This window comes from Desulfovibrio litoralis DSM 11393, assembly GCF_900143255.1.
GTDB classification, from domain to species: domain Bacteria; phylum Desulfobacterota; class Desulfovibrionia; order Desulfovibrionales; family Desulfovibrionaceae; genus Frigididesulfovibrio_A; species Frigididesulfovibrio_A litoralis.
This window is the reverse complement of record NZ_FRDI01000019.1, coordinates 1-26,077: the sequence shown is the minus strand read 5'-3', so window position 1 is coordinate 26,077 and position 26,077 is coordinate 1. Positions and strand designations below refer to the sequence as shown.

Below are 26,077 nucleotides of genomic sequence, written 5' to 3'. Positions count from 1 at the left end.
AACTTTTAACATTTTTTTAGGTCGCATGATGTTTAAACTCTTTTCGATTGTAATTTCAGTATTGTTGGTGAGTTTGTTATTGTCTGTCTCGGCTTTTGCGATGAGTGATGAAGATTTTATTCAGTTGTGCAAAAAAGGGACTTTAGAAGAAGTCAAAAAAGCCATCGCAAACGGGTCTAATGTAAACGCTAAAGATATTGATGATAGAACGGCTTTAATGAGAGCTGTTTATAGCAACCCAAGCCCTGATGTAATCGCAGAGCTTATCAAAGCGGGAGCTGATGTAAACGCTAAAGATATTAATGATAATACAGTTTTGAGTCATGCAGTTGATAACTCAAACCCAGAAGTAATAAAAGAGCTAATAAAAGCTGGGGCTAATATAAACGCTAAAAATGTTCAAGGCTGTACCGCTTTAATGTGGGCAGCTCTTTATCAGAAAAACCCTGATGTTACAGCAGAACTAATTAAAGCTGGAGCAGATGTTAATGCGAAAGATAAAGCTGGAACGACAGCTTTGATGTTTGCCGTTTTTTTTTATGATAACCATTTAGTTGCAATAGAGCTGATTAAAGCTGGGGCTGATGTTAACGAGAAGAATAAATCTGGCGAAACAGCTTTAGATATTGCCAAAACTAATAATAACCCCCAAATTATAGAAATATTAACAAAAGCCGGGGCGAAATAACGCAATTTCTTTTATTTACGTTGTTTTTTTATTTTTTATTATTTTTTCCACGCCTAAAAACTTTGCCTAAATCTTTATGAATAAGGGTTACAAAATGTTTAAACGTTTTTTAATAATAACTTCCGTATTTTTGATCAGTCTTTTATCCTCTATTTCGGCTTTTGCGATGAGTGATAAGGCTTTTTTAAAGTTGTGTGAAGTTGGTTCTGTGGAAGAAGTCATACAGGCGATTGAAAACGGAGCTAATGTTAATGCTAAAAATAGCGATGCAGAAACACCTTTAATGATTGCCGCAACTTATCACTCAAACAGTAAAATCATCAAGGAGCTTATCGAAGCCGGAGCTACTGTCAATTATAAAGATAAAGACGGTATGACGGCATTGATGCGTTCTGTAAGATACAATGCGATTCCTGTTATCATTATAGAGCTTATTAAGGGCGGAGCTGATGTAAATACCAGAGATAAAGATGGTAAAACGCTTTTAATGCATATTGTTGCCTTTGAAGTTGAGCCTCAGTTGCTTAGAGAACTCATTAAAGCCGGAGCTGATGTCCATGCTCAAGATGCGAAAGGGGCAATCGCTTTGATGTATGCCACTTCTACTAACCGCAACCCTGATGTAATTATAGAACTGCTTAAAGCTGGGTCTGATGTAAACGCCACCTTGTTAGGCGGTGAAACAGTTTTGATGAATGCCGCTGCATTAAACACAAATCCTGATATAACCGCAGAGCTAATAAAAGCCGGAGCTGATATCAACGCCAAAGACAGGTTTGGCAAAACAGCCTTGGATTATGCCAGGGAAAATAAAAATTCCAAGGCAGTGATGGTTTTAATTGATGCTGCCGTTGAATAAAACAAACTTTTCTTTTTAATTTTTTATGCTGAGGATTAAAGTTTTACTTTAATATGTGGATTCTTAGCGTTGTCCGAAATATTTTTTATTAAACTTTTTAAGAGAATTAAAGATTGATTGTTCGTTAAGGCATATTTTTCTCTAAGTTTTTTAACGGCTTCACAGCGTTTTTGTTCATTCCACCATTGATCAAGCTTTGGATAAATAAGTTCAAGGGCTTGAGCGGCTTCGGTCGGGGAATAAAATAAAACACCCGTTTCATGCAAGGCATCAAACAAGGGTTTTGCTTCTATGGTTTTAATTGATGCTGCCGTTGAATAAAACAAACTTTTCTTTTTAACTTTTTATGCTGAGGATTAAAGCTTTACTTTAATATGTGGATTTTTAGCGTTGTCCGAAATATTTTTTATTAAACTTTTTAAGAGAATTAAAGATTGATTGTTCGTTAAGGCATATTTTTCTCTAAGTTTTTTAACGGCTTCACAGCGTTTTGGTTCATTCCACCACTGATCAAGCTTTGGATAAATAAGCTCAAGGGCTTGAGCGGCTTCGGTCGGGGAATAAAATAAAACACCCGTTTCATGCAAGGCATCAAACAAGGGTTTTGCTTCTGCTGAAAATAGTTCGACTTTGGGATTCCAAAATAAAATGAAAGGAATATTCGCCACCAGAGTGGCATGAAGCGTTGTTCCGGGATAATCAAACACTAAGAGCTTGGCTTTTTGATAGTTTGGAAAAAAATCTTGAGTGGTAGTTTTGAGCCAAGGGCATTCTTTCTTTATTATTTCAGTCGCTTGAAAGGCGGAATAATTATAAGGATATTCTTGATGTATTAACTTTCCTTGTAAGTTTTGGGGTATTTTTTTGAAAAATTCCAACTGGTTGAAAAGGTAATCAAATTCAAGTTCCGGTACGGCGGAGTTAGATAAAAAACGTGGATTATAAGTACTTCGCATATTGGTAACAAATAAAATGCTACCGTCGTTGTTAGCGGAATGTTTTGCTTTTTTTGCTAAATTTACAGAGGGAAAAGCTAAAAAATTAGCTGTTTCGTTTTCAAGCGAGTCCCAACCCCAAGTAAGAAAAAGAGAAGCTTGTTCATATTCTTCAAGTGCCAACATGGGATAACTCAATGCCGTGCCGTAATGTGAGCCGTGTTGCGACATGATAATATTTGCACATTGTTCGGCTTTATATGCTAAAAAAGCTTTTGTTTGTTCATCAACGGCAATAGACGGAGCAGGAAAGAAAATGGTTTTATCCTTATATTTATCAAGCAACTTACTGTTTTCTTTCATTAAATCTTGAAAGATTTGAGTGTCCCATAAACTGTTTGGCAAGAACGCTTCCACTTGAGTGATGATAAATTCTTCAAATTTATCTGCGGGTTCAAACTCCACAGGGCTTTGACCTGTTTTAAATTCTCTTAAAGCCGACGATTCACCAATTACAAAAGGTGGAAGTTTTTGAATTGGTAAAAAAGGATATAATAACGCTTCTTTTAGCCCTATGCCTAAAACATTTTGTTCAATTAAAGTGTTTTTAGGGAAAATTTTTTGGCAAAACGTATTTTTTAAATTTAAGAGTTGGCTTTTTAAACTTCCACGTTCAGAGCGAAGCGGAAGAGCCTTGGGCATTGGATAATTTTTTGTTATTTCGGAAAGCGTTCGGTAGCTTATCAAAGCGTTTTGTTGAAATTTTTCCAAACTAACAACATGATTTGCTTTCATAAATTTTATTATTTGTGTGGCGAGTGCTGAGTGTAACTCTGCTGATGAAAAACTTGCGACTACAAAAGACGAAGTGTTTGAGAGGTGTGCGTTTTCAAGCTCAACGCCTTGATAGTCACAGTTATCTTGATGTTTAGCGGCAAGTTCCAGTCTTTTCCATTGTTCAAAAGCACTGCATAAAAAATGACCGAGAAACATTGACAGTTGCCAACGCCAAAAATATAAAGATTCGTTGCGTTGATGGCGTTCATTCAATTTTTTTGCCAAAAAAGGGATAAGATATAAACTGAGTTGTCGCAAATAACTTATATCCGGCAACAAAGCTTCACTGTCTTTCCACGGAGAAAGACCAAAGTTTTGCAGTGTGTTTTGTGCTTTTTGCAGGTTTGGTAAGTCGTTTATTTTAGTAAAGCAAAAAGGACCTAAGGCGATACGCTCTTTATTTTGAAACTTTTTATCGTTATAATCAAGAACGCTTAAACATAGTTGTTTATTACTCATTTTATGTTATTCGCCCTTTAAACGCACAACTTCGGAAACAGTTGGAATATGTCGTACTTTATCAATAACTACATATAATTGAACAACATCTTTGACAACAACGGTTAAATCGATTTCCGTAATTCCTTCTTCGGCTGAGCGAAAGTTTCCCGCATCAATATTTACGCCCATTTCAGCTAGGTTCGTAGTAATTTGAGCTAAAACTCCCGGAGAGTTCACGGCGATAATACGTATTTTTGCCGGTAAAGGGTCGTTGTTTTGCCCTTCCCAACTTAAGGTGATTAACCTGTCAACTTCAGCATTGGCAAGGCTAAGACAGTCGGCTGTGTGTACGGTTACGCCTCGTCCTCGGCTAATAAAACCAACAATGGCATCACCGACAATAGGCGTGCAACACTTAGCATAACGCACCAAAATTCCATCAACGCCCGTGATATTGATAGTATCAAGCTTTTTGTTTTGTGCTTTTTCTTTTTCCTTTTCTTTTTCTTTAGCGTGAGGAGAAAGCGGGGCGTCTGTTTGCGAAACATTTTTTTCTTCTATTTTTGGAACAAAAAATCGCAATATTTTTGATGATGAAAGTTTAGTATACCCAACGGCGGAAATCATATCCTCGAGGCTTCTGTAGTTAAGCTCTTTTAAAACCGGAGCCCAATCTGCTTCTTTGACAAGTTTATGAAAGTTTACGCCAACTCTGCGTCCGTGTTTTTCCAATAATTCCTGTCCAAGGGCGATACTGCGGCTACGTTCTTCGGTTCTGATATAAGATTGAATGCGAGTTCTGGCTTTGGCGGTTTTGACAAATTTGAGCCAATCTCTGTTGGGGTGTCCTGTTTCTTTGGTAATAATTTCAACAACATCGCCATTTTTTAGCGGAGTAGACAAAGGAAGCAGTTTGTTGTTGATCTTTGCCCCGCTACAACGGTCGCCGATTTGAGTATGAATTTGATAGGCAAAGTCAACGGCAGTTGCATGTTCAGGTAGTTCCTTAACGGTTCCTTTTGGGGTAAATATATAAATCTCATCTTTAAACAAATCACTCCGCAAAGAACGCAAAAATTCTTTTGGATCATTTTCTAGCTTTTGCCAATCGAGCATTTCTCTAAGCCAGTTAAATTGCTTAATATCTTTTGATCTTACTCTTCCGCCTTCTTTATAGAGCCAGTGGGAAGCCAAACCGTTTTCAGCAAGTAAATCCATATCTTCGGTTCTAATCTGTACTTCCATGCGTTCAGCACCAGGGCCTAAGACGGTTGTATGTAAGCTTTTATAATCATTAGCTTTAGGCATGGAGATATAGTCTTTAAAACGTCCGGGAACAGGTGTCCAAATTTCATGGACATAGCCCAAGACGGCGTAACAGTCGGAAACATCGTCAACAATTACCCTAAAGGCAATAATATCGTGCATATCTTCAAGACGCAGGCTTTGAGAGGTCATTTTTCGATAAATGCTGTAAATATGTTTTGTACGCCCTTTGACACGCCCTTTTATTTCGTGTCTTACAAGAATATCTTCAAGTATATTAATAACTTTAGCAATATATTCTGCATCATCGGCTTGGTTTTCGTCTATCCATTTTGTAATAGTATTAAAGGTTTCCGGCTGAAGATAGCGAAAGCTCAAGTCTTCCAATTCAAGTTTTAATCTGTGTAAACCCAAGCGGTTGGCTAAGGGTGCGTAAATATCCATTGTTTCTTGAGAAATTCGCACTCTTTTATGAGGTTTTTGAAACTCAAGAGTTCTCATATTATGTAGGCGATCAGCAAGCTTTACGATAAGTACACGAATATCTTCGCTGGTTGCTAAGATCATTTTGCGAATGTTTTCGGCTTGTTGCTCTTCTTTACTGTCAAAAGTGAGCATACTGATTTTTGTAACACCATCAACAATATCGGCTATTTCTTCGCCAAAGGCTTCATCAATGTCTTCTATGCTGTGAGAAGTGTCTTCGACTGTATCATGTAATAAACTTGCACAGATAGTGGCTTCGTCCATGCGTAAATCGGCAAGGATTTCGGCAACGGCAAGAGGGTGGAAAAAATACGGTTCGCCGGAAAGACGTGTTTGACCATCGTGGGCAGTGGAGGCGTAGTCATAAACTTTTTTGATTAGTTCAAGGTCGGCACTAGGGTAGTATGCCTCTACTGTTTGTAAAATTTCTTGTATTTTTTTGATCACGACAGGACTCTCGCACTATAAATTTTAATTGGTGTTGTTATAATTTGTGGTTAAAAGACGAATAAAAAAGCGGTTAGTTGTTGTGGATATTTTATATTTTTGAAAATATCTAGAAGTATGTTTTTTCTTGTATTCAGCTCATTTATAGTATAGAATCAAAAGTTGAAAAACTCAAATAAAAAATTGAGATAAAAAACTTTACCTTAAAATCAAACGAGGCTATAAAACTCATAATGTTTTGATTTCAAGTCGTAAATCTTTAGTTTTTTCAATGCATTGGACTTGAGTTTTTGTGTAAAAGTAATAACTTTCCGATAACTTTATATAATTATCTTCTTAACCTTGAACATATATTCTTGTTTTTGATTTTGTTATTTTAACCCTACAGGAAGACGTATGAATTGGGATTATTTTGGCGAACTTTTTTTTAGCGGGCTTACAAGAGGCAGTATCTATGCTTTGATTGCCCTTGGTTACACTATGGTTTATGGTATAATCGAATTGATTAACTTTGCCCATGGTGAAATATATATGATTGGTGCCTTTATTGCTTTGATTGTTTCATTTTTATTGGGCTATTTGGGTTTTCCGGAAGTAGGAATTTTGGTTATAGCCGGTATCGTGGCGGTTATTTATTGTGCTGCTTACGGATATACTATTGAAAAAATTGCTTATAAGCCTTTAAGAAATGCACCGCGTTTATCTCCTTTAATTAGTGCAATCGGTATGTCAATATTTTTGCAAAACTATATATTGCTTGCTCAAACTCCTGATTTTATGCCCTTCCCAAGGCTTGTTCCCGAAATGGCGTTTTTAGATGCTTTTAATGGAATGTTGGGTGCCAGTGATTTTTTAATTATTGCAACCAGTGCTGTTGTGATGTTGTCTTTAACCTTTTTTATTAAAAATACAAAAATGGGCAAGGCGATGAGAGCTACGGCACAAAATCGTAAGATGGCAATGCTTCTCGGGATTGATGCGGATAGGATTATTAGCGTTACCTTTATCGTTGGTTCGGCTTTGGCGGCTATAGGCGGGCTTCTTATTGCCTCTCACGTAGGTCAAATCAACTTTAATATAGGTTTTATCGCAGGGATTAAAGCGTTTACCGCCGCTGTTTTGGGCGGAATAGGCTCTATTCCCGGAGCTATGCTTGGCGGGCTTGTGCTTGGTCTTTGTGAAAGCTTTGGAACGGGCTATATCTCGTCTGATTACGAAGATGCTTTTGCCTTTAGTTTGTTGATTTTAATCTTAATTATTCGTCCTTCCGGCTTGCTTGGCAAAGCTCGCGTTCAAAAGGTTTAATATGTCTATATCTTCAAATCAACTACCTTTTTTTCATATTCAAAATATTAAGCGTTCGTTTTTTGTTGCTTTGTGGTTTGTTTTTTTGACTTTGCCGTTGTTGGCGGTTAAAGTTGATACTTTAAACCAAAATGTTGTTTGGCGACCGCAAAATATGCTTTATGTTTTTATAGGTACTTTTGTTTTTTCTTTTATCTGGCGTTGGCTCTTTTTATTAAAAGAGAGAAAACCATTTGAAGGTAAGTTTGTTAATCAAATACAATGTTTTAAACAGAATAAAAGTATTTTTCTGGCATTGCTGTTGATGCTTTGTTTTATTTTTCCGCTATTTAGTACAACTTATCAAGTTAACGTTATGGTTTCGGCTCTGTTGTGGGTTATTTTGGGTCTTGGGCTGAATATTGTTGTTGGTTTTTCCGGAATGCTTGTACTTGGTTATGTTGCTTTTTACGCTATTGGTGCATATTCTTATGCCCTTTTAAATATTCATACCGGAATCGGATTTTGGGAGGCTCTTCCTTTTGGAGGGTTGTTTGCCGCTGTTATAGCGATTATTTTAGCCTTGCCTCTTTTAAGGCTACGCGGTGATTATTTGGCGATTGTTACCCTTGGCTTTGGTGAAATTGTACGTTTAATTCTTGAGAACTATAGCGATATATTCTACGGTCCTAGCGGTATAAGTAATATTCCAAAACCAACGCTTTATTACCCCAGTTTTGTTGATGGAAGCTTTAGCTTTGTTCAAGTTAATTTTACCAACCTGACTGAATTAACTAACTATGCCTATTATGTTGCCCTTTTTATGACAATTTTAACGATTATTGCTGTTTCTCGTTTGCGAGATTCTCGTTTGGGGCGTTCTTGGATGGCTCTTAGAGAAGACGAGATTGCTTGCGAGGCGATGGGCATAAATAAAGTTGGCGTTAAGTTGTCTGCCTTTGCTCTTGGTGCTATGTGGGCTGGTTTTGGCGGTGTTTTGTTTGCGGCAAAAACCTCTTTTATTAACCCCAGCAGTTTTACTTTCATGGAATCGGCTTTAATTCTCGCCATGGTTGTTTTAGGCGGAATGGGTTCGATTTTTGGGGTTGTTTTAGGTTCATTCATTTTAATTTTGTTGCCTGAATATTTACGAGCTTTATCGGAATATCGCATGTTAATTTTTGGAGCAAGTATGGTTTTGATGATGGTTTTTCGCCCTCAGGGTTTAGTCAAACCCGCAAGAAAAACTTATGTTTTTAAACATGATTTAGATGAAAAACAGATTGTTCCCGAGATGAATATTCCAAACAGTTTAAAAAAGGGGCAAGAAAATGCCCAATAATAATCGTTGTGAAAAACCTGTTTTAAATGTTGAAAATATTTCAATGAAATTCGGTGGTTTAATGGCGGTTAACGAAGCTAAACTCGAAGTTGGGCTTAGAGAAATCGTTGCTTTAATTGGTCCGAACGGAGCCGGAAAAACAACATTTTTTAACTGTATTAGCGGTATATATAAACCGACCGCCGGCAATGTTTTTTTATGTAACCATGATAAACCCGAGGCGTCGCCTCTTTCTTTGATTGGAAAAAAACCGCATACGATTACCAAGCTTGGTATGAGCCGTACTTTTCAAAACATCAGACTTTTTCCTAATATGTCCGTATTGGAAAATGTTATGGTTGCAAGAACTTGTCGCACCAAAGCGGGAATTTTAGGGGCTTTGTTCCGAAATAAAGCCACAAGGTTGGAAGAAGAGCAAATTGCAAACGATAGTTATGAATTGCTTAAAGAAGTAAAGTTGGAACACCTTTATGCGGAAGATGCCAAAAACCTTCCTTACGGTGATCAAAGACGCTTGGAAATTGCCAGAGCCTTGGCGACCGAGCCTTTTATTTTATTGCTTGATGAACCGGCAGCCGGTATGAATCCGCATGAAACCGAAGAATTAAAGGCTTTTGTGCTTTATATTCGTGAAAAATATAAATTGTCGATTTTATTGATTGAACATGATATGAAAATGGTGATGTCTTTATCTGATCATATTTATGTGATGGAATATGGGTGTATGTTGGCTGACGGAGTTCCAAGCGAGATTCGTCAAAATCCAGCGGTGATCAAGGCCTATCTGGGAGAAGAATAAGATATTTAATACATAGGTTTTATTTTGCAAAAATAAAAATACTGCGTTAATCCACTAAAGTCTTTTGATTGTTTTTTAGGTAAGGAAGTTCAAATGTTTTTAAGTTTTAGTATTGATTGGCGTGATATAATTGATATTTTAATCGTAACTTTTATTTTGTATCGTTTTTTGACTATTGTACGCGGTAAAAGAGTTTTATCAATTATTTATGGTGTTTTGATTTTAAACCTTGTGTATATAGCTTCAAACGAACTTGGTCTTTATACTCTAAATTGGTTGTTAAGTTACTTCCTCGGTTCTTTATTTTTGGTTGTGGTTATTATTTTCCAAAAAGATATAAGAACCGCCCTTGCTACTATGGGGGCGAATAATATTTTTTTACGTTTTTTTTCTAAATCAAAAAACGAACATAACAGCATGATAGACAGTGTTGTCCGTTCTGCAAGCAAAATGGCGGGGCAATCAATAGGTGCTTTGATTGTGATAGAGAAAAACATGCAACTTGGTGAGTTTTTAACCAAGGGGGTAATGTTAAACGCTGATGTTTCGAGCGATTTACTCCAAGCTATTTTTTACCCTAAAAACCCTCTGCATGACGGAGCTGCTATAATTCGTAAGGATAAAATTTTAGCGGCCGCCTGTATTTTACCTTTATCTAGCAAACAGGGCAAAGAGTCATTTGGTACAAGGCATAGAGCCGCAATCGGAATTTCCGAAGAAAGTGATGCCGTTGTTGTCGTTGTTTCGGAAGAACGAGGGGAAGTCTCGGTAGTTTATAAAGCGAATCTTGAAGTTGTCTCTAATTTGAGACATTTATCGGAAATTCTTAAAACATATCTGGAGTTAAAATAATGAAAATAACTCGCAGACAAGCAATTGATTTATTTATAGCTTTTATACTTGCACTCAGCGCTTGGTTTATTGTTAACGGACAGGAAAAAATAGATACTTGGGTAGATGTTGGAGTTGAGTTTAAAGGTATTCCCCCGGAGTTGTTTGTTTCTGACGGAATGATCAACAACGTCAACGTAAGAGTTAGGGGTACGCGCGGGCGGATTGCGGCTATTACCAGCCAACACTTGTATTTTACCGTTGATTTAAAAGGTATAGTCAAAGGAGTCAATATAATTCATATCGACCAAAACGTGCTTCCTCTTAAAGGTGCTTTGGAGATAGTTGATATTACGCCTTCGACAATTGAGCTAAATGCGGATATAATTAAAAAAGTAGAGCGAAAACTTGTGGTTCAAGAATACGGAGAGCTTCCGGACGGCTTGGTTTTAGACTCTTTATCGTTTACTCCGGAAACCGTTACTTTGGTGGGGCCTGAAAATATTCTTGAGGGAATAAAAGACGTTAAAGTTCCTATTCAGCTTGATTCTTTGAAAACAGCCAGCAGTTTTAGCGTAATTCGCAATCCTGTTGTCCCTCCGAGTGTGGAAATTACTCCAAAACAGGTCAGTGCCAATTTTGTTTTAAAGTTCTTGGAAAAAGAAGTTTCTTTTAGTGTAAAGCCTGTTATTAAAATGCCCACCAATTTAACTGGCAATATAAAACAAAAAAGTATTAAAATTACCTTAAGCATGCCGGAAATTTACAAAAAAGCTGATGAACTTGAAGAGATAGAGGCTATTCTTGATCTTAGCGAAAAAGATAATCTCTTGCCTAATACAAGTGTTGCGACTGATGTTGTTTTAAGGAATGTTCCGGAATGGGCAAAAATAGTCGAAATAGAACCGAAAAAAATCTTTGTGTTTATAAAAGAAAGAAAGCCTGAGAATGAAACTTTTTCTGAAGATCTTTAATAATTGTTTTTAGCTCAACTTGATTAGGGTGAAAAGGAGCCATCGATGATTTATGTAACTAAAAGTTTTTTACCTCCAATTTCAGAATATATGGAATATTTGGAAAAAATTTTTATGAGCGGACAGTTAACCAACCAAGGCTCTTGCGTCTTAGAACTTGAAAAAAAGCTAAAAGACTATCTCAATGTAAAATATTTGCAATATGTAAGCAACGGAACGATTGCTATCCAGCTTGCTTTAAATATTTCAAATATTACAGAGGGCGAAATAATTACTACGCCTTTCTCTTATGTCGCAACGACCGGTAGCATATTGTGGGAGCGTTGTACTCCGATTTTTGTAGATATAGAAGAAAATACTTATTGTATTGATGCGGATAAAATAGAAAGTGCGATTACTGCCGAAACCAAAGCTATATTAGCGGTGCATGTTTTTGGTTATCCTTGTAATGTTGAAAAAATAGAAGCTATCGCAAAAAAACACGGTTTAACCGTTATTTATGATGCTGCTCATGCCTTTGGTGCCTTTTATAAAAATAAGTCTCTTTTAAGTTATGGAGATATTTCTACTTGTAGCTTTCATGCGACCAAATTATTTCATAGCGTTGAAGGCGGCTGTGTGATTGTTAATAGCTCGGAAACTGACCGTAAACTTGATTATGTTAAGCGATTTGGACATATTGTTGATGATTATCAATATATTGGTATTAATGCAAAAAATTCGGAATTTCATGCGGCTATGGGCTTGGCTAATTTGCCATATTTACCTTATATTATTAGTGAACGTAAAAAAATCAGTGAGTTATATGACAGTTTGTTAAAAGGTTTGGTAAAAAGACCCAAATTGCCTGACGACTCTGTATATAATTATGCCTATTATCCTGTGGTTTTTGAATCAGAAAAGCAACTTTTATCAGTATTCGATACTCTTAAGAAAAACGATATTATACCGAGAAGATATTTTTACCCATCTTTAAATACGCTTCCATATTTAAAAAACAAAACAGAATGTGCAATTTCTGAGAATATTGCTTTGCGTATTTTGTGTTTACCTTTGTATGTTGGACTTAAAGAAGAAGAAGTTTTAAAGATAACAGACTTGATAAAGAGAGCTTTGTAATGAACTTATCCGCACAACAAAATATGAATATAGATAAAAATCAGATAGATCAAAATGATACACGAATACCTTGTGTTGTGCTTGTTTTTTTTGATTTTGAGATAATCAAAAAATCTTTAGACTTTGTTACACAATATTCTGACAGGCTTGCGATTACTGTGGTTGAAAACTGCTCTCAAAATACTGCGACAAAAATTAAACCTTATATAGAACAATTATTAAAAGCCCACAAAATAGAACGCTATATCTTATTTGATGAAAATATTTCCTCCAACGCTTTTGACGTAGTCGTTGATCAAAAGTTGTTTTATGATACCCAATCTCCTTATTTGATGGTTACTGACGGAGATTTAACAATAGAAGACAAAAATTGGCTTGATGAACAAGTTGCAATTATAGAACAAAACCCTGAAGTGTTTGCTGTGGGCCTAGAGCTTGATTTAGTTAATTTACCTCAAGTTAGCGGTGCTGAAACATGGGTGCCTGCCGCTACCCCTATACAAGATAAAAATTATAACTTGGGTGATACGGGTTTTTGGTTCGTTTTATCAAGAAAAGCGGCGTTTCTAAAGGCGTGTAATGTTATTTTACATGAAAACAAACTACGTTTTTTAGATTCAATATTTTGTGATTATTCTCGAGAACAAGAAAAAAAATGGGTACGAACGAAAAAGGCAAAAGCTTATCACCTTACCTGGGACGTTTATAAAACACCGGGTCATAGTTATCGCAAGATAAGAGAAAGCAAAAAAGACCCTTTGGAACTCTTTATACACAATAGATATTGTAACTATACTATTTATAGTCCATTAAAAAAACGAGAAAGAAATATTGTGGATAATTCTGAAAAATCAATAATAACACAACAGAAAATAGTGATTTCCGAGAGGGAAGAAGTGAGTTTAGCAGATCTTTTAAAAGAAAATAGAAAAAATGCTAAAGTTTTGCTAGAGCTATGTAAGGCTAAGGGTTATCTTTTAAAACTTCACCTTGGTTGTGGAACAGTTTACCACAAAGGTTGGATAAATATCGATAACAATAGCGATAATAATATCAATGAATTAGACTTGCACTGGGACTTGCGATATAAGTTGCCGTTTCCTGATAACAGCGTTGATTTTGTTTTTCATGAACATTTTTTAGAACACTTAACGGTTCAAGAAGCTCTTTCTTCTTTAAAAGATACTTTAAGAGTCTTAAAACCCGGTGGCGTTTTGCGTGTTGCCATGCCAGATTTAAGACAGGCTGTTTCTGATTATTTAAACCCTGTTTGGAAAGATTTGCCTTGGCTTAAACAATATGGTCTAACTTTTGTACAAACTAAGGCCGAGCTTATGAATATGAATTTTAGAGCTTGGGGGCATCAATATTTATATGACGACGAAGAGCTTTTGCGTAGACTACAAGAAGCCGGTTTTGAGAAAATAAAAATTTGCCCATGGCATCAAAGTGAACATGCGGCACTTGTTAATTTGGAAACCAGAGAGCAATCAACATTAGTCGCAGAAGCAACAAAATGAGCAGTTTTTACAGCCTTGACGAATTAAAAACATTAGGCTTTAAAAGTATTGGCAATAATGTTTTACTGAGTAAAAAAGCAAGTTTTTATAGTCCTGAAACAATTTCTTTTGGAGATAATGTCAGGGTTGATGACTTTTGTGTTTTATCGGGTGAGATTACAACAGGTAATTATGTACATATTTCGGCTTATGTTGCTTGTTATGCCAAAGCGGGTTTGAGAATAGGAAATTTTTGCGGAATTTCGCCTCGCTCTTCGATATACACGGTGAGTGATGATTTTTCGGGCGAATATATGATTTCACCAATGGTGCCTGATAATTTAACAAAGCTGAGGCAAGGCAGAGTTGTCTTAGAAAATTATACTCAACTTGGGGCAAACAGTATTGTTATGCCGGGAGTTAAGTTAAAAGAAGGGGCGGTTAGCGGTGCTTTTTCTTTGGTATTAAAAGACTTAGATGAGTGGACTATTAATTTTGGCATTCCTTGTAAATTTTATCAACACAGAAAAAAAGATATTATTAAATTATCAGAGAAGATTTTATGAGCCTTAATACACCTAAACTACAAATACACTGTATTACTTATAATCACGAAAAATTCATTGCGGATACTTTAAAAGGTTTTGTTAAACAAAAAACGAATTTCCCTTTTGAAGCTATAGTTGCCGACGATTGTTCAACCGATAATACACGTCAAATTATCAGCGTTTTTGCCGATAAATATCCACATATTATTAAACCGGTTTTTCGAGAAAAAAATATTGGAGTATGGGGAAATTTTGTGAATACGGCTGATCTTTTAAAAAGCCAATATGTTGCAATGTGTGAGGGCGATGATTATTGGACTGATCCTAACAAGTTGCAAAAACAAGTAGATTTTTTAGATGCTCACCCTGATTGTTCATTGTGTTTCCACCCTGTGAAGGTTAATTATGATAAGCAAAATAAACCTGACAGCATATTTCCCAGTGATATTGAGGTTTATAATTTTCTTGGAAATAATCCTATATCAACAATAGACACGTTATTAAAAGGTAATTTTATTCAAACCAACTCCGTTGTTTATCGTTGGCGTTTTCATACGGAAAATATGTTTGATGTGTTTCCGTGTGATATTATGCCAATAGATTATTTTATGCATATCTTACATGCTCAAAAAGGGCATATTTTTATGCTGCCTGATATTATGGCTGTATATCGTAAACATGCCGGAGGTGTGTGGAGTCCTTTCTCCGATCAGATATTGCATAATAAATATATTTTTCAAGAGTTTAATTTTATTGCTGAAGTAAATAAGCTAGACAATGGTAAATATAAAGAACAAACAAAAGGTTTTTTAAAGATGCTACTTTCATTTATGCTGTTAGACTTACATGAAAATAAATCGCCGCATAAACTGATTAAACTTAAAACAGAGCATCCTGAGATGCTTATTGATTTTATAAAACTTTGTCGAGAATATAAAATGTTAGAGCTTGCGGAATATATTGCAAAAATTTAGTGTCGTTTTTTTTAAACACTTCTATGGATATTCTGTGTATTGTGGAGCTTTTTTAAGTGGCTGAATTAAATATTTATTATCATCTTTCGTCTTATATTAGTCATAAAAAAGCCGGGCTGGCATATAAAAGTTGTATTCAAAATTTGAGCCGCTTGGTTCGAGGCGGTGATTTTAGTTTCACTTTGGTTGATAATCCTAAACTTGCAAATTTGGCTATTATTCATGATGAACCGAATAATATTCCGCATATATTAAAGCAGTATCCACCGCTGAAAAAAATCCCCAAAATTGTTTACGGGGTTTGGGAAACGGATATTCTGCCCCAAGCTTTTATTGCGGGCTTAGAAAGTTGTATAGAGGTCTGGACTTGTTCGAAGTTTTCACAAAAAGCCTTTTTACAGTCAGGCAAAGAATGTTTTGTTATTCCTCATCTCGTTAAAAGAACTCCGCCAACCCCCGAAGCCTTAGCCAAGATAAAACAACTTTTGTTTTCACAAGGTGTAAGTTCTGACTCTTTCTTGTTTTTTAGTATTGTTGATATTATTAACCCGCGTAAAAATACAACAGCTTTGCTTAAGGCTTTTTGTTCTCAAACGAAAAAATGGGGAAATAAAGTAAAACTGGTCTTAAAACAATATCGCCAAATTCAAGATTTGTCGTCTTTTCCTAATATAATCAGTATCTCAGATGAGTTGTCGGAAGAAGAAATTTCTGCCTTACACAATTTAACCCATTGTTACGTTAGCCCGCATTGTAGCGAGGCTTGGGGGCTTGGGCTTTCTGAGGCTATGAGTTTTGCTAAGCCTGTTATTGCTACAAATTATTCAGGCAATTTAGAATTTATGAATCCTGATAACAGTATCTTGGTGGATTATGAATTGGAAAATATACCGCTTGAGATGTGTCGTCTTTTACCGTTGTTTACGCCAAAGATGCACTGGGCAAAAATTAACGTTGATGAATTGGCGGTTAAAATGAATATGGTTTGTAGTAATGCAATGGCTATGTTGCCTGCTAAAGAAAATATCAGCAATATAACCAAACTCTTTTCTCAAGAAACTATAGGGGTTTTAATTTTCAGTCGCTTAAAAGCAGTTTGTGAAAAATATAAGCTTGGTTAATGGTTTATTGTTTGGTTAATTCATAAAACAAGATACCGTTTTGTTCAGTTTTTAGCGTCATTCCTGTTGCTTCGGCAACTTTAATCGAAGCGATATTGTCTTTTTTTATTTCTGCTTTGATAAGACCCGATAAAAGAGGAAGAATTGCACGTAACATCTTTTTTGCAACGCCTTGCCCTCTGGCTGTGGGGGCAACATTCCAAGATAATTTTGTTTTGCCTGCTAAAGAAAATATCAGCAATATAACCAAACTCTTTTCTCAAGAAACTATAGGGGTTTTAATTTTCAGTCGCTTAAAAGCAGTTTGTGAAAAATATAAGCTTGGTTAATGGTTTATTGTTTGGTTAATTCATAAAACAAGATACCGTTTTGTTCAGTTTTTAGCGTCATTCCTGCTGCTTCGGCAACTTTCATCGAAGCGATATTGTCTTTTTTTATTTCTGCTTTGATAAGACCCGATAAAAGAGGAAGAATCGCACGTAACATCTTTTTTGCAACGCCTTGCCCTCTGGCTGTGGAGGCAACATTCTAAGATAATTTTGTTTTGCCTGCTAAAGAAAATATAAGCAATATAACCAAACTCTTTTCTCCGGAAACGATAGGGGGGTTAATTTTCAGTCGCTTAAAAGCAGTTTGTGAAAAACATGAGCTTGGTTAATGGTTTATTGTTTGGTTAATTCATAAAACAAGATACCGTTTTGTTCAGTTTTTAGCGTCATGCCTATTGCTTCGGCAACTTTAATCGAAGCGATATTGTCTTTTGTTATTTCTGCTTTGATAAGACCCGATAAAAGTGGAAGAATTGCACGTAACATTTTTTTTGCAATGCCTTGCCCTCTGGCTGCGGAGGCAACATTCTAAGATAATTTTGTTTTGCCTGCTAAAGAAAATATCAGTAATATAACTAAACTCTTTTCTCCGGAAACGATAGGGGGTTTAATTTTCAGTCGCTTAAAAGCAGTTTGTGAAAAATATAAGCTTGGTTAATGGTTTATTGTTTGGTTAATTCATAAAATAAGATACCGTTTTTTTCAGTTTTTAGTGTCATGCCTACTGCTTCGGCAACTTTAATCGAAGCGATATTGTCTTTTTTTATTTCTGCTTTGATAAGACCCGATAAAAGTGGAAGAATCGCACGTAACATCTTTTTTGCAACGCCTTGCCCTCTGGCTGTGGGGGCAACATTCCAAGATAACTCGGTATATTCACCGTCTGTATCCTCAGGGCTTGCCTTGTTTAAACGGTCTGCTCTAATTGTTCCGAGGGCTGTATTATTTTCTTCGGCGATATAGATGGTGCGTTTGGGGTTTTCCAAAACGGCTTTTAACCATGAGAGATGAGACTCAAACGTTAATTCTTCTTGGTTGTGGCTTGCCAGTCTAGTTTGAGGATCATTTCGCCAGTTAAAAAGCAATAAGGCATCATTCATTGTGGCTTTTCGTAATCTTAACATAACTATAGTCTCAAATAAATAACACCCTGTAGTTTTTATTTACAGGGTGTTGTTATTGTTTTTATTGAATAAGCCTATTGTTCTTCTTTTTCAGAAGGGTCTGCGGCTGTATTCGGGTCTGTTTTAGTAAGGTCTAAAGGATAAACCAAGAGTATGGTTTTGCGTTTTGCTGCTCCTAAAGCTCCCGGGTGAGTGTTGATACACACAACCAGAGAGGTTGAGCCGTCATTATTTACATCAGCAATCTGGAACGCCACGGTAGACCCTTTAATACGACGAGTTTTCCATTGTAAGTTTAAGCCTGTTCCGTCCCAGTATAGAGCCTGTATTTCAGACTGTGGGAAGAAACGATAACGTTCAAACAACTCGGAAGCTGTCGAAATAGGGCGGTTTGCCAAAAGCTCATAGCGTCCGTCAGCGTCTAAGTCAACGGCATACATACGCAAAGGCATAAAGAAGGTATTGGGAATAGTAACTTGATCATCTCCTAAACCCGGCATTGAGGTGCTGACTTCTACACCGTTGGCAGAACCTGAAAAACGCTCGTCGGTCTCAGAGAGCCTTCCGCCGGAGTTGTTAAATACAACAAGTCTTTCACGGCTACTGAGCATAACCACTTTGCTTTCGGCAGGAACGCCGTTTGAACCCGGCATAAAGGTAGTATTAAACAGGTTAGCACCTTCGGGAAGGTCAAGTTTTTTGTTTAAGCTGACTTCTGTTCCGTTGATTATGGCTTCGTAAACACCCATGCGGAATAAGCCCGGGGTAACGTATGATTGTCCGACCAAATAAGGCGCATAGTCAGGAGGCAGGTTCATTACGTTAAGGAAGTAAGGAACTCGATTGTTGACTTCGGCAAGAGCCCCGCCTTTATAAGTAAAAATAAATGAACGAGGTTTCTTTTGATCTAAAGTAGAAACAATAATTTTAGGAGTTCCAGCAGAACTCGGTAAAACGCTTACTCTTAAAAGTTGGCAATTTACAGGAAATTTGTATTCAGCCATTTGTTTTAATTGTTCTTTCTCATAGTTGAAAATATATAGACGAGTGGCGGATAAGATTAAAACTTCGTTTTTATTGTCGTTATCAAGGTCGCCGATAGTCATATCAACAGAAGAAAAGTTCAAAGTTTGTGAGCGTTGTCTTGAACTGTCGGTATCTGAGCCGGTATAACGGAATTGTGGGTTAAGATATACGTCTTTTGAGCTGTCTTGGTTAACGACAATTTCGGAGTTCATCTGATTAACTTTTGCCGGTGTTGTCGTTTCTCTTACAGTATTGGTTTGAGAAGGGCGTTTAAAAATATCCGTGCTGATTGAGTCGGCGACTGTTTTTAATACCGGAATCAGTTGAGCTACTTTGGTTTCGCGGTTTTTTGAAACGATATTCCCTTTAGAATCTCTTATTTTAACATCAAGACTGGCATCTTCGCCAATGATATTGACTGTTCCGTAAATAAGATAAGCTGTTTTTAGCGTTTTTTGAGCGTTTGCCGCATTGCTTTCGCCGGAAACAGCCCCTAGTTTTGCGGTTTGTTCTTGTGCAATCGGGTTAAAGTGGTCTTTCCAGTATAAACGAGAAGAAAGCATTTCAGGGATAGCTTTTTCAAGATATTTATATCCGGCAGGACCGTTAACGGAAAAAGGCATAACGCCATAAGTGTTGCCTTGCTGTGCAGAGGCGTGTGTTGCGTTAAGCAATAACAAGATGCCGAAAAATATGCTGGCAGCTATAGATAATAAATTACGCATTTTGATTGTAAGCATTAAAAGCTCCTTAATATAAACACTTAAGTTTTTGAATCAATTTTTTTAGCAATAAGTTATTTTGTCGAACTAAAATTTTGACAAAACCAACCTGTCTAATATAGTATTTATTGAAACGATAAGCAAGATATAACCTAAAGCGATTAATAATAAAAGCATTATTATCAGGCTTATTTTATTTTTGTTTGAATTTTTAACAGCTTGTTTTTATAAAATTTATCAACTCAGATTAGGTGAATCTTGACCAACGTAAAAAATATTCAAAATTTTGGGCGGAGCTTTCGTCTTGTTGCTCCCTTTCAGGTAAAAGAAAATACTGAAAAAGAGCATGAAATTATACGCTCGCAACAAAAAAACATAGAAGCTCTTTTAAGTGCTGAGGGTTTTAAGTTTGAACCTGATGCTTTGGCTTTTTTTAAAACTCAAAGCGGGTCAGCCACTTTTATTCGTCGTTTAAGTTATGAACCTTTACCTCTTGGGCGTAGTTTGGCGGCGAAGTTTGGTTTGATTTATATCCAAGACCGCTCGTCAATGTTACCACCTTTGGCGTTAAACCCTAGTCTTGGTTCTCTTGTTTTGGATATGTGTGCCAGTCCGGGAAGCAAAACGGGTGAGCTAGCTCAGCTTATTGGATCAGAGGGTTTGGTTATTGGAAATGAACCGGGAAAAAACCGTTTGCCGGTTTTGCGTTCTAATTTAACTCATTTGAATTTATGGCAAAGCGTTACTAGTTCGTATAAAGCCGAGGCTTACCCTTTATCTTCGGGCTTACTTGAATATATACAGCTTGACCCGCCTTGTAGCGGTTGGGGAACTTTAGACAAAAATCCAAAGGTGATGGAACTTTGGACTGTGGAAAAAACAAATACGTTGGTACATTTACAGCGAATTTTATTAAAAGAGGCTGTGCGACTTTTAAAAGTAGGCGGTCGTTTGGTTTATTCTACTTGTACGACAAACATTAAAGAAAACGAAGAGCAAATTGTTTGGGCAAAAGAACAGCTAGGGCTTAAGCTTATTCCACTTCCCACTCTTTCCGAATTTAATCAAAGCGAGGCTTATCTGGCTGAGAGTAGCGGAGTTTGGCGTATTAATAATATAGAGAATAATGAGGGGAAAAAAACTGAACAAAACGGACAAGGTTTTTTTGTTGCCCTTTTGGAGAAAACCGAGAATGTTGTTGATTCATCAAACGATAAAAAAATAGAGTTTTTTAAAGAATATAAAAAACAAGCTGTTGAAAATATAGAAATCAATCTTTCGGCTTTGGAAGAATTTGGATATGATATAAGCAGGTTAGGTCAAGGCTCTTTAGCGGTTTTTGGAAAAGAAGTACATTTATTGCCTTATAAAGCCCGTAAACTTTTTGCTGAGGAAACCATAGATTGGCGGGGCTTGCCGATTGGAAAATATGGAAACTTCGGAGTTAAACCTTTAAACAGTTTGCGAAGATTTATGCCGAGTTTGGAAGAGGCGGAAAAAAATAATCAAGCCTTGTCGCTGACCTCAACCGAAGATTTAAAAAAACTTTTAACCGGTCTTAGTTTAGACTCAGGGCCTCTTAGTGCTGATGCAAAATTTGTTTTTTTGTATTATAATGACTTAGCTTTGTGTCGTTTGATCAAAAAAGGGAAAAGGTTATTGTTTGGCGAATAAAATTTTTATAGTTTAGTTAGGTTGTGCAATAAAGCTTGTTTGAAATAAATATGTGTTATTATTTCTTGACGCAACAGCCAGAATCATCTAACTTTAAAAGAAGTCATATCGAATTTAATCTTAACGTTTTTACATTATGTTTTTAGTATTGCCGTATTAAAGATATAGTGATTTTTGGCTTGTTTATTGCTTTTTTGTCAAAAAATAAGCTGTAAAATTGAGGTTGAAATATAACGCTATTTTTTATGTGTTTAAAGTTTTTAAGATTAAAATAAGTTGGTTATGACAACCAAGAGGCTAAGGTTTTTGACATTATCATTGTGTTTTACGGTGTGTTTAATGTCGAATTGTTTTTATGTATCTTTCACAAGGATTGCCACTATGAAGGACAAGAGAATTCTGTTGTGCTTGGGTGGGCTATGTTGTTTGTGTGCTTTGTTTGTCTTTATGGGGTTTGGGACTAACATCGCGACTGCACAGGCTCAAAAAGACGCTGCTGCCGCAAAAACTGAAAAAGCACAGGGCAGAGCAGATAGAATTACATTGGGATTAACTCAAAAAAAAGGTTTAGAGTTGCCTGCGGTAACTTTTTTTCATGATAAACATACAGATGCCATGTCAAAAGCTCAAAAAAGCTGTGATAGCTGTCATGAAAGCTCTAAAGACAGCCAAAGTATAAATTTTGGCTTTAAGTCTGTTTCAAATTCTATGTCTTATGATGAAGCCAAAAACTTTTATCATGCTAAATGTGTCGGTTGCCACGTTGAAGCCATGAAACTCGACAAAACGATAAAAGCCCCTGTTTTAACTCAGTGCAGAAGCTGTCACTCTACTCGTTCTGAAGTTGCGGTTGCTTTTAAACCCGGTAAGATGAGCGAAGATTCTCATATGACTCACCAAGAATCTCCAAATATTCCGCCGTTAAAAGATCAGGATACTAACTGTGGCGTTTGCCACCATACTTTTGATGCACAAGCCAAAAAGCTTGTTGCTGATGATGGCAATGGTGCAAATTGTAACAGCTGTCATACAAAAGTTGATCAACAACTTGCCGACGGTAGTAAGCCAATGAGCTTGAAAAAAGCCAGCCATATGTCTTGTGTGTCTTGCCACTATAATACGGCAAAAAATGCGGCCGAAGGTTCAACAGCCAAAACCGCTCCTTACACATGTAACAGTTGTCATGGGCAAGGTGCATAGTTTTGTTTTTATTATAAAACAATAACTTTTTGCAATATTGATTTTACCCTCATGTTGGAGAATAAATTATGTATGAATTTCTATCCGGACCCATGTTTGTTATTTCGCTGGCTGTCTTTTTTATAGGCATGACTTGGCGAGTAATTTGGTATATAAAAGGTTTGGACTGGAAGCTTGACCGCGTTGCTTATAAAGCGGATTTCAGTCACGGGATTAAAGGCGGTATTCACTCCGCTTTAAAATGGATGCTTCCTTTTGGTACTCAAGGTTGGCGTTCTCAGCCTTTATTTACCGTTGCTTTTTTTATGTTTCACACCGGTGCTATTCTATTGCCTTTCTTTCTGATTGGGCATTCTGAGCTTTTAAGAGCTAATTTTGGTTTTGGTTTACCGACCTTACCACAAAATGTTAGCGATATTTTAACAATCTGTGCGATTATCGGTGCCGTTTTACTCGGAATACGCCGTATTATTACGCCTTCAGTGCGTTATTTAACTACCGGTTATGATTGGTTTATTTTGGCATTGGCAACAGCTCCGATAGTCTCTGGCTATCTTATCGCAGCCAGCCCTGAAAATACCAATTTTTGGTTGATTTTACACATTATTCTTGGCGAATTAATGCTTATTTTAGCACCGTTTACCAAGCTTTCACATATCGTGCTTTATTTTATGTCTCGTATTCAGATCGGCATGGATTATAGCATTAAACGTGGCGGTCATAAAAGAGGTGCCTATTTCCCTTGGTAATTTTGCTTTGTTGTTTACGACGAATGGCAATGTTATTTATGTTGGAAATAAGGGAATATAAAAGGAGTAATCCATGCCTGAAGGAAATTTTTGTAATAAACAGCCTATTAATACCGTAGAAGCTTTAAAAAATCTTCTCGGTGATAAGGGCGGTGTTCAATATTATAAAGAGATGGAAGAGCTTGATGTTGATGTTGATAAGCTCTGGTCTACCATAGAAAAAACCTGTAAGTCTCGTACTCGTACTTGGCTTGAAATTTGTGCCCACTGTGGTGCTTGTGCCGAGAGTTGTTTCTTGTATCAAGTTAACGACCGTGATCCAAAACAGGTTCCTGCTTATAAAATTCAGTCTACTCTTGGTGAAATCATCAAGAAAAAAGGTAAAGTCAGCAACGAGTTTATGCGTCATGCGATGGAAGTTGCATGGTCTCAATGTACTTGTTGTAACCGTTGTAGCCAGTTTTGTCCGCATGGTATCGACGTTGGCGTTATGATCAGCTATTTGCGTGGTCTTTTATATAGCCAAGGTTTTGTGCCTTGGGAACTTAAAATCGGTTCCGGCATGCACAGAATTTATAGTTCTCAGATGGACGTTACTTCCGAAGACTGGGTTGATACCTGCGAATGGATGACAGAAGAGAACGAAGAAGAATGGCCGGGCTTAACTATTCCGGTTGATGTTGAAGACGCTGACATCATGTATACCTTGAACGCCCGTGAAGTAAAACACTACCCAGAAGACGTAGCCCAAGCCGCTATTCTTTTCCACCTTGCCGGTGAAAAATGGACAGTGCCTAGCACAGGTTGGGATCAAACCTCCCTCGCTATGTTTGCCGGAGACTGGGAAGCTTGTAAAATGAGCGTTGAAAATGTATACGATTCTATGAAGCGTTTACGTCCAAAACGTGTTATCGGAACAGAGTGTGGACACGCTCACCGTGCTTCTGCTATCGAAGGTCCTTATTGGGCCGGATACGAAAACGGAAAGCCACCTTCAGAATACATTCACTATGTTGAGTGGCTTGCTGAAGCTCTGCGTACCGGTAAAATTAAAATTGACCCGGCTAAAAAAATTAAAGAGCCTGTTACCTTACAAGATGCTTGTAACTACGTGCGTAACGGCGGTTTAGGAAAATATACTCGTGAAATAATGAGTTATATTGCCGAAGATTTCCGTGAGATGGACCCAAATAACGAATACAACTATTGTTGCGGTGGTGGCGGTGGTTTTAACGGTATTGGAAAATTCCGTAAACAACGTAACAAGGCCCTTGAAAGAAAGCGTGATCAAATTTTGGCTACCGGCGTAAAATTTGTTGTTGCTCCTTGTCATAACTGTTGGGACGCTATTCGTGATTTAGAAGAAGAGTTTCATATTGGAATTAAATGGAGCTTCTTAAAGCCATTAATTATTCAAATGGCGATAGTTCCTGATCATTTAAAACCAAAAGAAGAAGATTCTGAGGAATAATCAGCTTTTTGTTTTGTTTTTTTGCCCGTCTTTTTTTGAGGCGGGCTTTTTTTATAATTTAAAGACCATTGGGTCAGGGGCATATTTTATGCTGTTGTTTCAACATACACAAATAGGTAAGATAGGTATTGTGGCGGAAAATGGCGTTATTATAAAATTATTATTGCCCAATAGCCTAGATGCAGAAAGTATTTTAAATACTGATTTAAAAGAGACAACAGAGCTTCAAGCGAATGATAAATTTTTGTTAGCTGAAGCATTTAGCCAGTTAAATGCGTATTTAGATAAAAAACTCAAGGTGTTTTCTCTACCACTGAAAGCAGTAGGTACTCCGTTTATGCAATTATGCTGGTCAGAATTAGTTAAAATTCCTTATGGAACAACCATGAGTTATAAAATGCTCGCTACTGCTATGCAAAATCCAAAAGCTGTTAGGGCGGTCGGGCTGGCTAATAATAAAAACCCTATTCCTATTTTTATTCCCTGCCATCGTGTGATTGGTCATAACGGAAAACTCGTTGGATATCGTGGAGGCTTGGAGCTAAAGGCGTTTTTACTTGAGCTTGAAAGCACGTTTTAAAACTTGCTATTTGTTGACAGCTGTTTAGAAATATGTGCATACTATGTGATGAGATTGTTTGTGGCTTAAGACGTTTTATACTATGTGCATGCAGTGCATAAAACGATGATAAAAGAACGCAAAACCGAGTTTTGCAATGGTCTTAAATAAAGTATGTTGATTTTATTATAAGAGAGTTAATTATGAGTAAACTGACGCGTTTTGGGGTTTCTCTCGACTCTGATTTGTTGGAACAATTTGATATGCTTTGTTCCGAATGTAATTATCCTAATCGCTCGGAAGCGTTGCGAGATTTAATTCGCAAGGCTTTGGTCGAACGCAATTTTGAAGATGATACTCAAATAGTTGCAGGCACTTTAACTTTTGTGTATGACCATCACAAGAGCGACTTGGCTCAACATTTAACCGCTATTCAACACGATATGCACGATTTGGTGTTGTCATCGCTACACTTGCACCTTGACCATCATAACTGCCTTGAAGTAATCGTTTTAAAAGGTAAGGGGAAGGATATTCGCCAACTCGGAGAACAAATAATTTCTTGTAAAGGGGTTAAGCATGGTCGTTTAGTGTTGACGACGACAGGCGAAGATTTTTAAGCTTTATCTGCGTCAGGCTTGCTTTTTATTTTGGTCATGTACCATAAGAGTACATTCCCTCCATAAAAAAGCTACGCCTTTCTTGCTAAAGCTTAAAAATCCATTGCAAAACTATTTTGTAATTAGTTTTTTGTTTAGTTTGTCTTTTTAAGT

Annotated in this window: 25 protein-coding genes and 1 pseudogene; 18 read left to right on the top strand and 8 right to left on the bottom strand. The window is 36.8% G+C overall.

Annotated features, from left to right (window positions below; translation table 11 throughout):
• A partial coding sequence (locus BT999_RS12065; protein ID WP_143145580.1) for an ankyrin repeat domain-containing protein occupies nt 1-688 on the top strand: 688 nt, incomplete at its 5' end.
• A 94-nt stretch (nt 689-782) separates the two neighbouring features.
• Nucleotides 783-1,547: an ankyrin repeat domain-containing protein gene (locus BT999_RS12060; protein WP_178139359.1), complete on the top strand. Its 765-nt coding sequence runs from the start codon at nt 783-785 to the stop codon at nt 1,545-1,547.
• Nucleotides 1,548-1,582: 35 nt separating this feature from the next.
• Here BT999_RS12060 and BT999_RS12055 read toward each other — a convergent pair whose 3' ends face one another.
• Genes BT999_RS12055 through BT999_RS12045 form a run of 3 tightly spaced genes read right to left on the bottom strand, consistent with a single transcriptional unit; the run spans nt 1,583 to nt 5,956 of the window.
• Entirely contained in the window at nt 1,583-1,873 is a 291-nt protein-coding gene (locus tag BT999_RS12055; RefSeq protein WP_072698036.1) for a hypothetical protein, read from the bottom strand.
• 30 nt (nt 1,874-1,903) lie between these two features.
• On the bottom strand, nt 1,904-3,778 hold the full coding sequence (locus tag BT999_RS12050) for an LIC12162 family transferase (RefSeq protein WP_072698035.1): 1,875 nt from the start codon (nt 3,776-3,778) through the stop codon (nt 1,904-1,906).
• Nucleotides 3,779-3,784: 6 nt separating this feature from the next.
• Entirely contained in the window at nt 3,785-5,956 is a 2,172-nt protein-coding gene (locus BT999_RS12045; protein WP_072698040.1) for a RelA/SpoT family protein, read from the bottom strand.
• A gap of 399 nt (nt 5,957-6,355) precedes the next feature.
• On the opposite strand from BT999_RS12045, the gene BT999_RS12040 reads away from it, so the two are divergent.
• The 10 genes from BT999_RS12040 (at nt 6,356) to BT999_RS11995 (ending at nt 16,450) form a co-directional block, all read left to right on the top strand.
• A complete protein-coding gene (locus BT999_RS12040) occupies nt 6,356-7,264 on the top strand; it encodes a branched-chain amino acid ABC transporter permease (protein WP_072698034.1) in 909 nt (302 codons plus the stop codon).
• A gap of 1 nt (nt 7,265) precedes the next feature.
• Entirely contained in the window at nt 7,266-8,585 is a 1,320-nt protein-coding gene (livM, locus tag BT999_RS12035; protein WP_245791019.1) for a high-affinity branched-chain amino acid ABC transporter permease LivM, read from the top strand.
• On the top strand, nt 8,575-9,384 hold the full coding sequence (locus tag BT999_RS12030; RefSeq protein ID WP_072698033.1) for an ABC transporter ATP-binding protein: 810 nt from the start codon (nt 8,575-8,577) through the stop codon (nt 9,382-9,384). The genes livM and BT999_RS12030 overlap by 11 nt, the downstream gene beginning before the upstream one ends.
• Nucleotides 9,385-9,477: 93 nt before the next feature.
• Nucleotides 9,478-10,236, top strand: a complete 759-nt coding sequence (cdaA, locus tag BT999_RS12025; protein ID WP_072698032.1) for a diadenylate cyclase CdaA — start codon at nt 9,478-9,480, stop codon at nt 10,234-10,236.
• The gene (locus BT999_RS12020; protein ID WP_072698031.1) at nt 10,236-11,189 is read left to right on the top strand and encodes a CdaR family protein; all 954 of its coding nucleotides are present in this window, start codon (nt 10,236-10,238) and stop codon (nt 11,187-11,189) included. Before cdaA ends, BT999_RS12020 begins: the two co-directional genes overlap by 1 nt.
• Before the next feature lie 45 nt (nt 11,190-11,234).
• A complete protein-coding gene (locus BT999_RS12015) occupies nt 11,235-12,308 on the top strand; it encodes a DegT/DnrJ/EryC1/StrS family aminotransferase (RefSeq protein WP_072698030.1) in 1,074 nt (357 codons plus the stop codon).
• Nucleotides 12,308-13,828 carry a class I SAM-dependent methyltransferase gene (locus BT999_RS12010; protein ID WP_072698029.1) on the top strand — a complete coding sequence of 507 codons (1,521 nt, stop codon included), beginning with the start codon at nt 12,308-12,310 and terminating at the stop codon, nt 13,826-13,828. The genes BT999_RS12015 and BT999_RS12010 overlap by 1 nt, the downstream gene beginning before the upstream one ends.
• A complete protein-coding gene (locus tag BT999_RS12005) occupies nt 13,825-14,373 on the top strand; it encodes an acyltransferase (protein ID WP_072698028.1) in 549 nt (182 codons plus the stop codon). The genes BT999_RS12010 and BT999_RS12005 overlap by 4 nt, the downstream gene beginning before the upstream one ends.
• Nucleotides 14,370-15,329 (top strand): glycosyltransferase, encoded by a 960-nt coding sequence (locus BT999_RS12000; protein WP_072698027.1) that lies wholly within the window; start codon nt 14,370-14,372, stop codon nt 15,327-15,329. The genes BT999_RS12005 and BT999_RS12000 overlap by 4 nt, the downstream gene beginning before the upstream one ends.
• 56 nt (nt 15,330-15,385) lie before the next feature.
• On the top strand, nt 15,386-16,450 hold the full coding sequence (locus tag BT999_RS11995; protein WP_072698026.1) for a glycosyltransferase: 1,065 nt from the start codon (nt 15,386-15,388) through the stop codon (nt 16,448-16,450).
• A 4-nt stretch (nt 16,451-16,454) separates the two neighbouring features.
• Here BT999_RS11995 and BT999_RS11990 read toward each other — a convergent pair whose 3' ends face one another.
• The 5 genes and pseudogenes from BT999_RS11990 to BT999_RS11980 form a co-directional block, all read right to left on the bottom strand.
• Nucleotides 16,455-16,691, bottom strand: coding sequence for a GNAT family N-acetyltransferase (locus tag BT999_RS11990; protein WP_072698025.1), 237 nt, complete (start codon nt 16,689-16,691; stop codon nt 16,455-16,457).
• Nucleotides 16,692-16,783: 92 nt separating this feature from the next.
• Nucleotides 16,784-16,936, bottom strand: a complete 153-nt coding sequence (locus tag BT999_RS12595; protein WP_178139358.1) for a hypothetical protein — start codon at nt 16,934-16,936, stop codon at nt 16,784-16,786.
• Nucleotides 16,937-17,112: 176 nt separating this feature from the next.
• A pseudogene (locus BT999_RS12590) lies at nt 17,113-17,292 on the bottom strand (hypothetical protein); the annotation flags it as partial.
• A gap of 149 nt (nt 17,293-17,441) precedes the next feature.
• Nucleotides 17,442-17,903, bottom strand: a complete 462-nt coding sequence (locus BT999_RS11985) for a GNAT family N-acetyltransferase (RefSeq protein ID WP_072698024.1) — start codon at nt 17,901-17,903, stop codon at nt 17,442-17,444.
• A 74-nt stretch (nt 17,904-17,977) separates the two neighbouring features.
• The gene (locus tag BT999_RS11980; RefSeq protein WP_072698023.1) at nt 17,978-19,669 is read right to left on the bottom strand and encodes a hypothetical protein; all 1,692 of its coding nucleotides are present in this window, start codon (nt 19,667-19,669) and stop codon (nt 17,978-17,980) included.
• Between the two features lie 240 nt (nt 19,670-19,909).
• Between BT999_RS11980 and BT999_RS11975 the strand changes: the two genes are divergently transcribed.
• The 6 genes from BT999_RS11975 to nikR all read left to right on the top strand — a co-directional run bounded on the left by BT999_RS11975 (nt 19,910) and on the right by nikR (nt 25,924).
• Nucleotides 19,910-21,325: an NOL1/NOP2/SUN domain family protein gene (locus tag BT999_RS11975; RefSeq protein WP_143145578.1), complete on the top strand. Its 1,416-nt coding sequence runs from the start codon at nt 19,910-19,912 to the stop codon at nt 21,323-21,325.
• A 381-nt stretch (nt 21,326-21,706) separates the two neighbouring features.
• A complete protein-coding gene (locus BT999_RS11970; protein ID WP_072698022.1) occupies nt 21,707-22,525 on the top strand; it encodes a cytochrome c3 family protein in 819 nt (272 codons plus the stop codon).
• 68 nt (nt 22,526-22,593) lie between these two features.
• On the top strand, nt 22,594-23,274 hold the full coding sequence (gene hmcE, locus BT999_RS11965; RefSeq protein ID WP_072698021.1) for a sulfate respiration complex protein HmcE: 681 nt from the start codon (nt 22,594-22,596) through the stop codon (nt 23,272-23,274).
• A 73-nt stretch (nt 23,275-23,347) separates the two neighbouring features.
• A complete protein-coding gene (gene hmcF / locus BT999_RS11960) occupies nt 23,348-24,745 on the top strand; it encodes a sulfate respiration complex iron-sulfur protein HmcF (RefSeq protein WP_072698020.1) in 1,398 nt (465 codons plus the stop codon).
• 88 nt (nt 24,746-24,833) lie between these two features.
• Nucleotides 24,834-25,325 (top strand): methylated-DNA--[protein]-cysteine S-methyltransferase, encoded by a 492-nt coding sequence (locus BT999_RS11955; RefSeq protein ID WP_072698019.1) that lies wholly within the window; start codon nt 24,834-24,836, stop codon nt 25,323-25,325.
• A 182-nt stretch (nt 25,326-25,507) separates the two neighbouring features.
• Nucleotides 25,508-25,924: a nickel-responsive transcriptional regulator NikR gene (nikR, locus tag BT999_RS11950; protein WP_072698018.1), complete on the top strand. Its 417-nt coding sequence runs from the start codon at nt 25,508-25,510 to the stop codon at nt 25,922-25,924.
• Nucleotides 25,925-26,077: the final 153 nt, after the last annotated feature.

Bases quoted from the DNA above. Each gene is read 5' to 3' on its own strand.
- BT999_RS12060 (WP_178139359.1), top strand. From the start codon at position 783: ATGTTTAAACGTTTTTTAATAATAACTTCCGTATTTTTGATCAGTCTT.
- BT999_RS12050 (WP_072698035.1), bottom strand. From the start codon at position 3,778: ATGAGTAATAAACAACTATGTTTAAGCGTTCTTGATTATAACGATAAA.
- BT999_RS12040 (WP_072698034.1), top strand. From the start codon at position 6,356: ATGAATTGGGATTATTTTGGCGAACTTTTTTTTAGCGGGCTTACAAGA.
- livM (WP_245791019.1), top strand. From the start codon at position 7,266: ATGTCTATATCTTCAAATCAACTACCTTTTTTTCATATTCAAAATATT.
- BT999_RS12030 (WP_072698033.1), top strand. From the start codon at position 8,575: ATGCCCAATAATAATCGTTGTGAAAAACCTGTTTTAAATGTTGAAAAT.
- cdaA (WP_072698032.1), top strand. From the start codon at position 9,478: ATGTTTTTAAGTTTTAGTATTGATTGGCGTGATATAATTGATATTTTA.
- BT999_RS12020 (WP_072698031.1), top strand. From the start codon at position 10,236: ATGAAAATAACTCGCAGACAAGCAATTGATTTATTTATAGCTTTTATA.
- BT999_RS12015 (WP_072698030.1), top strand. From the start codon at position 11,235: ATGATTTATGTAACTAAAAGTTTTTTACCTCCAATTTCAGAATATATG.
- BT999_RS12010 (WP_072698029.1), top strand. From the start codon at position 12,308: ATGAACTTATCCGCACAACAAAATATGAATATAGATAAAAATCAGATA.
- BT999_RS12005 (WP_072698028.1), top strand. From the start codon at position 13,825: ATGAGCAGTTTTTACAGCCTTGACGAATTAAAAACATTAGGCTTTAAA.
- BT999_RS12000 (WP_072698027.1), top strand. From the start codon at position 14,370: ATGAGCCTTAATACACCTAAACTACAAATACACTGTATTACTTATAAT.
- BT999_RS12595 (WP_178139358.1), bottom strand. From the start codon at position 16,936: ATGTTACGTGCGATTCTTCCTCTTTTATCGGGTCTTATCAAAGCAGAA.
- BT999_RS11985 (WP_072698024.1), bottom strand. From the start codon at position 17,903: ATGTTAAGATTACGAAAAGCCACAATGAATGATGCCTTATTGCTTTTT.
- BT999_RS11980 (WP_072698023.1), bottom strand. From the start codon at position 19,669: ATGCTTACAATCAAAATGCGTAATTTATTATCTATAGCTGCCAGCATA.
- BT999_RS11970 (WP_072698022.1), top strand. From the start codon at position 21,707: ATGAAGGACAAGAGAATTCTGTTGTGCTTGGGTGGGCTATGTTGTTTG.
- hmcE (WP_072698021.1), top strand. From the start codon at position 22,594: ATGTATGAATTTCTATCCGGACCCATGTTTGTTATTTCGCTGGCTGTC.
- hmcF (WP_072698020.1), top strand. From the start codon at position 23,348: ATGCCTGAAGGAAATTTTTGTAATAAACAGCCTATTAATACCGTAGAA.
- BT999_RS11955 (WP_072698019.1), top strand. From the start codon at position 24,834: ATGCTGTTGTTTCAACATACACAAATAGGTAAGATAGGTATTGTGGCG.
- nikR (WP_072698018.1), top strand. From the start codon at position 25,508: ATGAGTAAACTGACGCGTTTTGGGGTTTCTCTCGACTCTGATTTGTTG.